This is a genomic window from Nocardia sp. NBC_00416 (assembly GCF_036032445.1).
Taxonomy (GTDB): domain Bacteria; phylum Actinomycetota; class Actinomycetes; order Mycobacteriales; family Mycobacteriaceae; genus Nocardia.
The window spans coordinates 81,563-93,400 of sequence record NZ_CP107932.1; the positions used below are offsets into that span (position 1 = coordinate 81,563).

At 67.0% G+C, this 11,838-nt stretch carries 10 protein-coding genes; 4 read left to right on the forward strand and 6 right to left on the reverse strand.

The genetic code is table 11. The features are described 5' to 3' along the window. The first annotated feature begins 85 nt into the window (after window positions 1-85). Window positions 86-559: a hypothetical protein gene (locus tag OG804_RS00405; protein WP_328392644.1), complete on the forward strand. Its 474-nt coding sequence runs from the start codon at window positions 86-88 to the stop codon at window positions 557-559. Between the two features lie 17 nt (window positions 560-576). On the opposite strand, the gene OG804_RS00410 is transcribed toward OG804_RS00405, so the two are convergent. From OG804_RS00410 to OG804_RS00435, 6 genes are all read right to left on the reverse strand, one after another. After that, window positions 577-1,446 (reverse strand): alpha/beta fold hydrolase, encoded by an 870-nt coding sequence (locus OG804_RS00410; RefSeq protein WP_328392646.1) that lies wholly within the window; start codon window positions 1,444-1,446, stop codon window positions 577-579. A gap of 96 nt (window positions 1,447-1,542) precedes the next feature. Next, window positions 1,543-2,031 carry a Rieske (2Fe-2S) protein gene (locus tag OG804_RS00415; RefSeq protein ID WP_328392648.1) on the reverse strand — a complete coding sequence of 163 codons (489 nt, stop codon included), beginning with the start codon at window positions 2,029-2,031 and terminating at the stop codon, window positions 1,543-1,545. Then, window positions 2,031-3,176, reverse strand: coding sequence for an amidohydrolase family protein (locus tag OG804_RS00420; protein WP_328392650.1), 1,146 nt, complete (start codon window positions 3,174-3,176; stop codon window positions 2,031-2,033). Before OG804_RS00420 ends, OG804_RS00415 begins: the two co-directional genes overlap by 1 nt. 354 nt (window positions 3,177-3,530) lie before the next feature. Beyond that, entirely contained in the window at window positions 3,531-4,622 is a 1,092-nt protein-coding gene (locus OG804_RS00425) for an amidohydrolase family protein (RefSeq protein ID WP_328392652.1), read from the reverse strand. A 64-nt stretch (window positions 4,623-4,686) separates the two neighbouring features. Continuing rightward, the gene (locus OG804_RS00430) at window positions 4,687-6,051 is read right to left on the reverse strand and encodes a cytochrome P450 (protein ID WP_328392654.1); all 1,365 of its coding nucleotides are present in this window, start codon (window positions 6,049-6,051) and stop codon (window positions 4,687-4,689) included. A gap of 164 nt (window positions 6,052-6,215) precedes the next feature. After that, a complete protein-coding gene (locus OG804_RS00435) occupies window positions 6,216-7,076 on the reverse strand; it encodes a mycofactocin-coupled SDR family oxidoreductase (RefSeq protein WP_328392656.1) in 861 nt (286 codons plus the stop codon). A gap of 501 nt (window positions 7,077-7,577) precedes the next feature. Between OG804_RS00435 and OG804_RS00440 the strand changes: the two genes are divergently transcribed. From OG804_RS00440 to OG804_RS00450, 3 genes are all read left to right on the forward strand, one after another. Further along, a complete protein-coding gene (locus OG804_RS00440; RefSeq protein ID WP_328392658.1) occupies window positions 7,578-9,125 on the forward strand; it encodes an AMP-binding protein in 1,548 nt (515 codons plus the stop codon). Between the two features lie 112 nt (window positions 9,126-9,237). Continuing rightward, window positions 9,238-10,890, forward strand: a complete 1,653-nt coding sequence (locus tag OG804_RS00445) for an FAD-dependent oxidoreductase (protein ID WP_442941707.1) — start codon at window positions 9,238-9,240, stop codon at window positions 10,888-10,890. An 84-nt stretch (window positions 10,891-10,974) separates the two neighbouring features. Beyond that, entirely contained in the window at window positions 10,975-11,838 is an 864-nt protein-coding gene (locus OG804_RS00450; protein ID WP_328392660.1) for an alpha/beta fold hydrolase, read from the forward strand.

An 11,838-nucleotide genomic window follows, 5' to 3' on the forward strand; every position in this document is an offset into this window, starting at 1 on the left:
ATCGGGTGCGCGGCCGCCTTCGCCGCGGCCGTGCGCGGGCCGCGAGGCTGGGCCGCGCCCAGTTGCGCCGGTTAGGCTGATCCGCATGCGAACTGCGGTGTTGCGGGTGAACGTGGACCCGGCCGGTGAACTCACTGTCGAATCGCTGGCACACGGTATGGGCGAGCTCGTGGCGGGTCTGGCGGGATCGGGCGCCCAGGTGCTGGACCGTGATCTCGCCGCCGCGCCCCGCACCCGGCGTGAGGTGCAGGTGCTGCTGGACACCGCTGACGCCGAGGCCGATACGGCGCGGGTGGTGGCGGTCTGCGCGGGCGCGTTCGGCACCTCGGCCGTGCCGGGTGTGGTCACCTATGTGAGCCGTGGAACCGACGCCGATGCCCACGGTGTGCTCGCGGGGTTCGGCGTGACCGGGGAGATCATTCGGGTACCGGGGACAGAGGGCTACGACATTCTGCAGGTGTGCCTGCGCGAATCCGATCTGGAGCGGGTGCCGGAGAGCCGGATCCACACCGCGCTGGAAGCGTCGACCAATTGCGAGGTCCGCATCCGTACGGTGTGAGGACACGGTCGGCTCGCTCATCGCCCGCCCAGGAACTTCAGGATCTCCGGCGCGGCGAGGACCCAGGTGTCGAACATGTTGTACTGCTGCACCCGACCCCGGGCGCGGTCTTCCATGGCGCGTTCCCAGGCGTCCTCCGGCCACGGCGGATCGATCAGGGTCGAACCCTCGATCAGGCAGCTCACCTCGAGCGAGGTCCGTTTCGGATGGTCCATATCCTGTGCGCCGCCACGGATGATCAGGGTGGGTACCTGGATCCGTTCGAACATCTCGTCGTCCACACCGGGGATGGTCTGGCCGGGTTTCGGCACGTAGGCGTTGAGCCAGCGCAGCGACAATTTCACGAACTCCGCGGAATCCAGTTCGCGCAAGCGTTGTTCGTTGTCCGGATTCGCCGCGATCAGCTCCCGCCACTCCTTCATCCGCGGCAGGCCTTCGACGCCGAGCGCGCGTACGGTCTGGAGACTGGGCAGGACGTAGTAGGCGCCGAGGTTGAATGTGCCGTAGACGCCGCCGACGATATTCCACAGCACCAGATCGGTGACCAGCTCCGGGTACAGCATGGTGGTGAGCATCGAATCCCGGGCGCCGCCGGAACCGCCCGCCAGGATCACCGGACCGGTATCGAGTGCGGTCAACAGTCCGCGCAGGGTCTCGGCGCGCATATGCGATTCGGTCTGCCCGAAGAACTGGACGTCGGACGCGCCGCAATTGGGCCTGTCCCACAGCAGGACCCGATGGCCGCCGTCGACCAGCGCCTCGGCCAGCGGCCGGAGTCCCGGAATGTCCTTGCTGTAGCGGCCGCCGGGGGTGAGCACGATGAGCTCGCCGTCCGTGCCGAGTATCTCGTAGACGACCTTTCCACCGTTGACCGTTATCGCGGGCATCGCACACTCCTGAAGGTTCGGGGAGCGGACCCGCTGGGCACTCCCGTTTCCGGCCGGTGGACCGGCCGCGTCGTCGTCCTGTCCGGATGTGCCGGATCAGGCTGTGACCAGCACGTCGTCGCCGACCACTCGCACCGGGTAGGTGCGGATGCTCCATTCGGGCTTGACCGCCGTGGTGCCGGTGGCGAGCTCGAAACCCCACTGGTGCCAGGGGCAGTAGATGAACTCGTTGTCCCGCACCATCACCGAGTCGCCGGGCACGGAGTCGTCGACCACCGTGCGTCCCCGGGTCCGGCCCGCGCACAGCGGCCCGCCCTCGTGCGGGCAATAGTTCGCGATGGCGTAGAAGGTGCCGTTGACGTTGTACACACCGACCCCGTGCCGGCCGATCGGCACCACCTTCGACGAACCCGGCGGTATCTCGTCCACCGTGGCCACCACATGTTCCCGGCCCTGCGCGAGCCGGACCGGCTCGCCGGCGCCCGCCCCGCGTAGTCCGGTGTTCACCGCCCGCGCGCCGGTGCCCGCCGCGGGGTTTTCCGGCATCGGGCCGCCCGTACCGGGTGTCTCGATTCCCTCCGCCATCAGTGCACCCGTATCTGTCCGGGCAGCTCCGGAACAGTCTCCGGCAGATGATAGGTCTCGATGCCGTTGCGGAACATCACCTTCTCCCGGGCCGCGGTCGGCAGATGTTTCACCAGCCAGCGCGGGTCGTCGAAGGTCCAGTGCGGATAGTCCGAGGAGTACAGCAGGATCTTGTCCGCCTCCATCCATTCGAACGCCCGGGTGAGCTCGGTCTTGTCCTCCGGGTAGTCCAGCGGCTGAGTGGTGAACCTGATGTGTTCCTTCACGTACTCGGACGGTTTGCGCTTGATCGACATATGCGAACCGCGCGCCGCGTAGATCGCGTCCATCCGCCACATGAGCGGCAGGATCCAGGTGAACGCGTGTTCCACGAAGACGATGCGCAGCGCCGGGAAACGATCGAAGACGCCGTCGAAGATCAGGCTCATGATCTGATTCGCCGCCAGCAGCGAATAGGTGACCATGAAATCGTGGTTGTAGCTGGGGAAACCGACCGGCGGCATGGGCATGGTCTCGTAGGCGCCACGGCTCAGATGGCAGCTCACCGGCATATCGTGTTTCACCGCGGCGGCCCAGATCGGGTCGTAGCGGGCATCGCCCCACGACGGCCGCGGTTCGGCCTTGATGAGGATCTGCGCCATGTATTCGTGGCCGGCCCAGTGCTCGATTTCGGCGACCGCGGTCTGTGGATCGTCGATGGCCACGCAGATCGAACCGCGCCAGCGCCGGTGCCAGTTGTTGTGCGCGTCCAGCCACTGCGCGTCCAGCCACCGGTTCACCGCGGTCGCCATCGCGGCGGTCGCCTCGGGCAGCCGGGTCGCCTTCACCGTCGGCTCGAGGATGACGATATCGGAACCGGCCTCCATGATGAGCTGCCGGAACGCCATATCCGGGTCGCTACCGGGGAATTCGCCGTTGGCGGGGAAGGTGTCCACCCGCATCGCCTTGGAATGGGCGTAGTCGGGCGCGTCGTAGATGATGGTGTCGCCGACCCGGTGGCTGAGGAAGAACGAGGTACGCCACGGTTCCGGAATATGGTCCACCAGATCACCCCGCCGGGGGACCGGATGGACATCGGAATCGACAACCCGTACCGGAACGAGTTCCGTAGACGGAACCCGCGCCCGCACCTGTGCTGCTGTCACAACGCCTCCTTCGTAGGGGCTGCATGTGGTCGGGGGAGGCCGTAGCGAAGGCGGAGGTATCGCCTCATCACGCCTCCTTCGTAGGGGCTGCATGTGGTCGGCGGAGGCCGTAGCGAAGGCGGAGGTATCGCGTCACAACGCCTCCTTCGTAGGGGCTGCATGTGGTCAGGGGAGGCCGTAGCGAAGGCGGAGGTATCGCGTCACAACGCCTCCTTCGTAGGGGCTGCATGTGGTCGGCGGAGGCCGTAGCGAAGGCGGAGGTATCGCCTCATCACGCCTCCTTTGTAGGGCTACATATGTTCGGCGGAGGCCGCAGCGAAGGCGGAGGTATCGCCCCGCCCCGCAGCAGCAGCATCAGCCGACCGCGGTGACCGCGTCTATATCAATGCTGTACAAGTCGGCGGCGTTGCGCCAGTAGAGTTTTTCGCGCTGCTGTGCGCTGAGTGCCGCAGGCAGGGTGTCGGTATCGCCGCTGTGCCAGTGCGGGTAACTGGACCCGAACATCAGCATGTCGTCCTTGCCGGTGAAGTCCAGCCATTCGGCCGCGAAGGGAGCATTGCCGGGGCCGTCGATCGTGGCGTGGACGAAATAGACGTGTCCGGGTAGGTAGTCGCTCGGCATCCGAGGCGCCCACGGGGTCTGTTCGAGATGGGGGCGGCCGAAGGTGTCCATCCGCCAGGTGAACGGTGTCAGCAGATCGGCGCCGCCGTCGGCCCAGACGAATTTCAGGCCCGGGTACCGCTCGAAGACGCCCTCCGCGATCATGTTCATCAGGTGGTAGATATAGCTCAGTCCGGCGAACCCGTAGTACTGCTCGTAGGTCCGGGTGTGCCCCGACGGGGTGGGCGGCAACCCGATACTTTCGCCGGTCTCGATATGCGCGGCGACCGGCAGGTTCGCCGCCGCTGCGGCCTCCCACAGCGGCCAGAACTGGGGTTTCCCGTACACCTCCCGCGATTGCAGGGGGATACCGAGCTGCACGATCTGCGGATGGTCGCCGAGTCGATCGATTTCGCGGAGTGCGCCGCTGAGATCCTCGGGGTTGACCCGCAGCGTGCCGCGGAACCGATCGTGATAGGTGCCGCTGTCGAGCCAGCGCGACACCATCATGTCGTTGTGCGCGGACAGGACCGCAGTGGTGAGGTGGCGGTCGGGCAGGATCCCCCGCGTCATCGGATGCAGCACCGCCACGTCGACGCCGCGCTCTTCGAAGAGTTGCTGCGCCACGAATTCCGGATCCGATCCCGGGTACCCCTTGTGCGGACCGCGGGCACCCTTGACGTACTCACCGCCCGGTGCGCCGTACCAGTCCATTTCCGCGTCCGGGATACCGCGACTCTTGAACGGTTCGTTCAGGTGGGAGCGCATATCGTCGTTGGAGCGGAAAAAGATGTGCACGCTGGTATCGATCACCGGAGTGCGGGTGCCGTCGGGCAGATCCTTCATCGCGGTTCCTCGTCGGAGAGGGAAGTGCCGGCCGCACCCCGCGGTATCGGCCGGCGCTTCTCGGTCAGTACTCGAAGTCGATCACTGCGGCATCGGGCCGCTCCGTGACCGGTGCCGCCAGGCCCTGTTCGTCGCAGATCCGCTGCAGATGCTCCAGGGTCTCGTCCAGGCTGGGACCCAGCCGTTTGCCCGGGGTGAAGGTGGCCGGCAGATTACGCATCCCCTGGATGACGCCGATCGTGTCGTAGTGGACAGTGCCCGCCGGATCGCACTTGTAGTCCGGCATCCGATCCAGTACCGCGAGCAGCATGGATTTGAACACCGTGCGCGCCACGTTCGAGCCGATGCACCGGTGGACACCCAGCCCGAAGCTGAAGTGCCGGTTTCCCTTACGGTCCATGACGATTTCGTCGGCATCGGGGAAGATGCTCTGGTCGCGGTTGGCCATCGCCCAGGACAGCCACAATCGTTCGCCTTCTTTGAACTCGGTGTTCTGGTAGGTGCAGTCGTCGGCGATGGTGCGGCCGTCACCTGGGGCAGGAGTGAAGAAGCGCAGAAATTCCTCGGTGGCGGGATCGAGCAGATCGTCGCGGTCGCGGCTGAGTTCCGCGCGCTGATCCGGGTTGTCCGACAGCCATTCCAGGGAATGCGCGGTGAGCGCGGTGGTGGTGTCGAAACCGCCGCCGATCAGGAGACCGATCATCCCGAGCAGTTCCATATCGGGGGCCGGTTCGCCGTCGATACGCAGTTCGGTGAGGGCTTTGATCAGACCCGGGCGCGGGTCGGTTTTGGCCTCGTGCAGGCTGGTGAGGATATCGATACCCATGGTCCGGTGCATTTCGGCGACCCGGGGGGCGTCGGGGGAGTTCTCCGGGGTGTACACCGAGGCGTGCACCGGATCGCTGTACACCGACCACTTCTTCAGCGGAATCCCCAGCATCGCCAGGGTCAGGACCGCGGGGACGATATTGGCCAGATCGTCCACGAAATCGATCCGGCCCGTTTCGATCTTCTCGTCGAGACTGGCCCGCACGATCTCGTCGATGAAGGGCTGCCAGCGTTTCACCGCCGCGGGGGACAGATACGGGTTGAGGACCGAGCGGTAGGTGCGGTGTTCGGGCTCGTCCATTTCCAGCATGCCGCCGCGCACCATCGCGGCGCGCTGCGCCTTCGGAATCGAGATGCCCTGGTAGCCGCGGCGTTCGTTGTGCACGTCGTGATCGACCGACACCTCGGGGCAGCGGGCGAGTTCGAAGACTGCGTTACCACCGGCGGCGACCCAGTGCCCGTCGTAGGTATCCGACCACGCCACCGGGCATTTCGCCTGCATCTCGTGGGTGATCTCGGTGAACTGCTCCCGGTATTCGGGGGTGTGCCGATCGAAGTGGTACCGGTTCTGCTTGCGCTGGTCGTTATCCGTTGATGTCACGGTCTGTAGTCCCTTTGCTGGTCACTGGGTGCGGCGAACCTTCGCCGGGGGCCCGGAACTCTGCGCCGCTCCGGGAGTCGGGTGCCGACTCGCCACCGGTGCGGCGGCGCGCGTATCGATCGCCTGCGTTCGCGCGCCGCCCGCACCGGCGTGGCCGGGTGGGGTCAGAGTTTGTGGTCGTACCACTTCAGGTAACCGCCGCCGTCGACCCGCATCTGCATACCGGTGACGTAGCGGGCTTCCTCGGAAACGAGATACAGGATGGCGTTGGAGATATCGACCGGTTCGATCCACGGTGTCTTCATGGCCTGCTGGACGTGGAAGGCCGGTTCCGCGTCCGCGCGGGTCGGGTTCTCCAGATCGGGCCGGAACGAGCGGTACATCGGCTCGCTCTGCAACATATCGGTGTTGCAGTTGGTGGGGTGGACCGCGTTGGCCCGGATACCGCGGGGCGCGAGGTGCCGGGCGATATCGAAGATGTAGTAGGACAGTGCCCGCTTGGAGTGCACGTAGGCCATACCGCCGAGATCCGAACCGGGGTTGTCCATCTTGCTGACGTCCACCATCGCCGCGGTCGAACCGGTGGCCACGATGGCCGCGCCCTCGCCGAGATGCGGCAGTGCGACCTGGATCGCGTTGATGGTGCCGACCAGATTGGTGTTGATGACATCGGTCCACGCCTGGATATCGGGCTGGCCCTTCATGCCGGCCACACCGGCCTGGGCGATCACGATATCGAGTTTGCCGAACTCCGCGACACCGGCGTCGAGCGCCGCTTTCAGGCCGACGGCGTCGCGGACATCGGCTTTGCTCGCGATGATGCGGCGGCCGGTCTTCTCGACCAGGCGGACGGTTTCCTCGAGGTCTTCGGGCGTGGCCAGCGGGTATCCGATGGTCGACATGTTCTCGCAGATGTCGACGGCGATGATATCGGCGCCTTCCTCCGCCAGCCGGACGGCGTGGCTACGGCCCTGACCGCGCGCGGCGCCCGTGATGAATGCGACTTTGCCCTCAACACGTCCCACAGCAATCCCTTTCGATCTGTTTTCGGAGTCACCTGCCCGGTGCGCCGACCGTCGCCGGGGGGCGGCGGTCGGCACCGGGCAGGGTGCGCGGCGAATGCCGCGCGTCGATCCGGCCGCGGACCCGTTTCGGTGTCGACCCAGCACCGCCGGGTACCGGCTCCGGGCATACGGCTGTTCTCGTATGCGAAAAGAACTGCGTTTTCGCATACGAGAACGGTACTCTACCTGTGGGCTCGGCGGCAAGGTTTCGGAAGAAGCCTGGTCGATTGATCAATTCGGGCTCCGGTGGCATTTCGGCAGTTGGCGACCGATATCGGGATCCTGGCTGCCGGAAGCTCCTCGCGAATATATCGTTCGCACTGTAAGAGAATTCTATTTTCACCAGTCGGCGGTACGAACTCAGACGCGCTCGCGGAGGTGCCTCGTACGGGTGCCGAGCACCCCGCCGGCGCGGAAGGGGTGAACCGATATGTCCGACCGGCGTATTCGAGGTGGGGTCCGGTGACCCGCGTCGTTCCCGAGCAGCTGCGCGCCCGCTACGAGGCGGAGGGCTGGTGGACCCGCGACACCATGGGGGATCTGCTGAGTCGCGGTCTGGCCGCCGCGCCGGACGCGGAGTTCCGGGTCTACTCCGACGTCCGGCCCTGGCGGGGTACGTTCGCCGAGGTCGAGCGGGTGGCGCGACGGCTGGCGGCGGGGTTGCGGGCTCGCGGGGTCGGGCCGGGTGATGTGCTCGCGTTCCAGTTGCCGAACTGGATGGAGGCGGCCGCGACATTCTGGGCGGCCTCGTTCCTGGGTGCCGCAGTGGTGCCGATCGTGCACTTCTACGGTCGCAGCGAACTCGGCCATATCTTGCGGGTCGCCCGGCCGAAGGTGTTCATCACCATGGCGGAGTTCGGGCGCAGTGTCCACGATCCCGCGGTATCGGCCGAGGTGCCGATCGTCGGTGTGGTGGGCCGGGATTTCGACGAGCTGCTCGCCGACGAGCCGATGCCGGGTGTGCTGCCCGCCGACCCGACCGCTCCCGCACTCATCGCCTTCACCTCCGGGACCACCAGCGCGCCCAAAGGCGTGGTGCACAGTCATCAAACCCTCGGCTGTGAATCACTGCAGCTCGCGGAACGGAACAAGGCCGACCGTGGGGATCAGCTGACCGCCACCCCGGTGGGGCATTTCATCGGGATGGTCGGGGCGTGCCTGCTCCCGGTGCTGCACGGTCGGCCGGTGCACCTGCTCGATGTATGGGATCCGGGCCGGGCGCTGGCGCTGATGAAATCCGACGGGCTCGTGGTGGGCGGCGGCCCACCGTATTTCGTTTCGAGCATGGTCGAACATCCCGACTACACCCCGGGCCATCTCGCGCATATGCGCTATGTGGGGCTGGGCGGTTCGGCGGTGCCGTCCGCGGTGACGCGGATGCTGACCGAGCTGGGGGTGATCGCGTTCCGCGCGTACGGCAGTACCGAGCATCCGTCCGTCACCGCCTCCGAACTCGACGCACCGGCGCGGGAGCGGCTCACCACCGACGGCCGTCCGATGCCCGGGGTGGAGATCCGGTTCGCCGAGGACGGCGAGATCCTCAGTCGCGGGCCGGATCTGTGCCTCGGCTATACCGATCCCGAGCTCACGGCGCGGGCCTTCGACGACGAGGGCTGGTATCACACCGGTGATATCGGCGTTCTGGATGCCGACGGCTGTCTGACCATCACCGATCGTAAGGCCGATGTGGTGATCCGCGGTGGCGAGAACGTGGGGGCCCGGGAGGTCGAGGATGTCCTGGACGCGATGCCGCAGGTGGCGGAATCGGTGGTGATCGCCCTGCCCGACGAGCGTTTCGGTGAGGTGGTGGGCGCGGTGCTGCGCGTACAGCCCGGTTGTGTCCTGCCCTCCCGGGAGGAGGTGCGGGCCTTCTTCGAGCGGGCCGGGGTGGCGCGGCAGAAGTTTCCGGAGCGGTTATTCGAGGCCACGGAGTTCCCGCGGACTCCCAGCGGCAAGATCCAGAAACATTTGATCCGAGAGGGTATTGCGGCATCCATCCAGCGAGAATAGTATTCTCGAAAAGGGAGATTATCGTTTTACTCGCGCCGACTCGGCCCGTGCTTCGGCACGGCAGCCCGCCGGGACCGGCGCCTCTCCGCCTGCTCGCCGAAAGGACAGCGCAGTGCCATCGCATCAGCCATCGGCTGCCGAACCCGATCCGTCGACCAGCTGGGACGAGGAGACCGACGTCGTCGTCCTGGGCACCGGAGCCGCCGGGCTCACCGCGGTGCTCGCCGCCGCCGTCGGGGGAGCGGCGGTCACGCTGTTCGAGAAAGCGGCCACCGTCGGTGGGACCAGTGCGGTGTCCGGTGGATTGGCCTGGATCCCCGCCCACGCGCGGGCGGATCGGGAACTCACCGTCGCCGACGCGCTGGCCTATCTGACCGCGCAGTCACTGGACTCGATGGATGACGAGCTGGTCGAGGTGTTCGTGCGCACGGGTGCGCGGATGCTCGATTTCGTCGAAGAGCACAGCGCGGTGGAATTCGAAGTGGCCGAAGGGTTCCCGGACTACAAACCGGAACTGCCCGGCGGACAGCCCGCCGGTGGCCGGTCGCTGGGCCCCGCCGCCTACGATCTGGCCCGCCTCGGAGAATGGCGCGACCGGATCACCACCTTCCCGCTCGACTGGAGCAATGTCGGATTCGACGCCGAGACCCGGGCCCGGTTGCGGGCCGTGCTCGGCGATGCCACCGCAGATGTCTGCGTAGCGGGACAGGCGCTGGTCGCCGGGCTGCTCGAAGGTGTCCTCGCCGCGGGGATCACCCCGCGTACCGGAGCCCGGGGTGTGGAGTTGATCGCCGAGGGCGGAGCGGTGACCGGGGTTCTGGTCGAACTCGACGGTGACCGGCGCGCGATCCGGGCCCGGCGCGGCGTGGTGCTGGCCACCGGCGGATTCGAATGGGATCCCGGACTGGTCAAGGCATTCCTGCGCGGGCCGATGACCGGACCGGTGTCCCCGCCGAACAACACCGGCGACGGTCTGCGGATGGCCATGGCGCACGGCGCCGACCTCGCGAACATGGGTGAGGCGTGGTGGGTCCCGGTGGTGCAGCTGCCCGGCGACACCATCGAGGGCGAACAGCGCAGCCGCAGTGTGCGGCTCGAACGCACCCGCCCGCGCAGCATCATCGTGAACCGGGCCGGTAAGAGATTCGTCAACGAGGCCGCCGAATACAACTCCATGGCGGGTGCTTTCCACTACCTGGATCCGCGCGGCGGCTATGTGAACAATCCCGGCTGGATGGTGTTCGACGCCGAACATCTGCGCCGGTACGGATTCCTGGGTGTCGAGCCCGGTGGCGCGGCCCCCGAATGGTTCTGCGAATCCGCCGACCTCGACGAATTGGGCGCGCGCACCGGCATCGACCCCCAAGGGCTGCGGCGCACCGTGGCCGGCTGGAACCGTGCGGTCGCCGACGGCGCCGATCCCGATTTCGGCCGCGGCGCCAGCGAATACGACGGCTACTGGGGCGACCCGGACGCCGAGACGGTCGCCGGGCGCACCCTCGGACCACTGGACACCGGCCCCTACTACGCGGTGCCCGTGACCGTCGGCGCCATGGGTACCAAGGGCGGGCCGCGCACCGATCGCGACGCCCGGGTGCGGCATATCAGCGGTGCCGTCATCCCCGGGCTTTACGCGGCCGGTAATGCGATGGCCGGGGTGACCGGCCGTGCCTACGGCGGCGCCGGCGGAACCATCGGCCCCGGAATGGTCTGGGGGTTGCGCGCAGGTCATCACGCGGCCACCGGCGAATCGGTGAAGTACTGAACATTTGCGGGCAGTGAGGTGGCGCGTGCGCCCGAGGGCCCGGGCGGACCGGCGCCGGGCCAGTGGACAGAGCGGAAGGTAGCAGTGTCGGAATACGAGAGTGTGTGGTGCGACCTGCAGGGTGTCGCGTTCAGTCAGGGATACCTGGATGTGGAGGGGGTGCGTACTCGCTATCTGCACGCCGGCGACCGGAGCAGACCGGCGCTGGTCTTCCTGCACGGGTCGGGCGGGCACGCCGAGGCCTACGTCCGGAATCTGGCGGCGCATGCCGAGCATTTCTCCACCTGGTCGATCGATATGCTCGGCCACGGGTACACCGATAAACCCGGGCATCCGCTGGAGATCGAACACTATGTGCGTCATCTGATCTCGTTTCTCGACACCATCGGTGCCGCCCACGCTCATATCAGCGGGGAATCGCTCGGCGGCTGGGTCGCCGCCCGGACCGCCTACGACCATCCGGGCCGGGTCGACAAACTGGTGCTCAACACAGCGGGCGGTTCACAGGCCGACCCGGAGGTCATGCAGCGGATCGTCACGCTGTCCATGGCAGCGGCCACCGATCCCACCTGGGAGACGGTGCAGGCACGCATCACATGGCTGATGGCGGATAAATCCAGGGATTACGCCGATATCGTGGCCAGCCGGCAGCGGGTGTACCGGCAGCCAGGTTTCGTCGACGCCATGCGCGACATCATGGCGTTGCAGGATCCGCAGATCCGGGCACGCAATCTGCTCGGCCCCGAGGAGTACGGCGGGATCACCGCGCCGACGCTCGTGGTGTGGACCAGCGACGATCCCACCGCCGATGTGGCCGAGGGCAAACGGATCGCCTCGATGATCCCGGGCGCCCGGTTCGAGGTGCTGCCGGACTGCGGGCACTGGCCCCAGTACGAATCACCCGCGGCATTCGACGCACTCCATCTCGAATTCCTGCTGGGCGGTTGA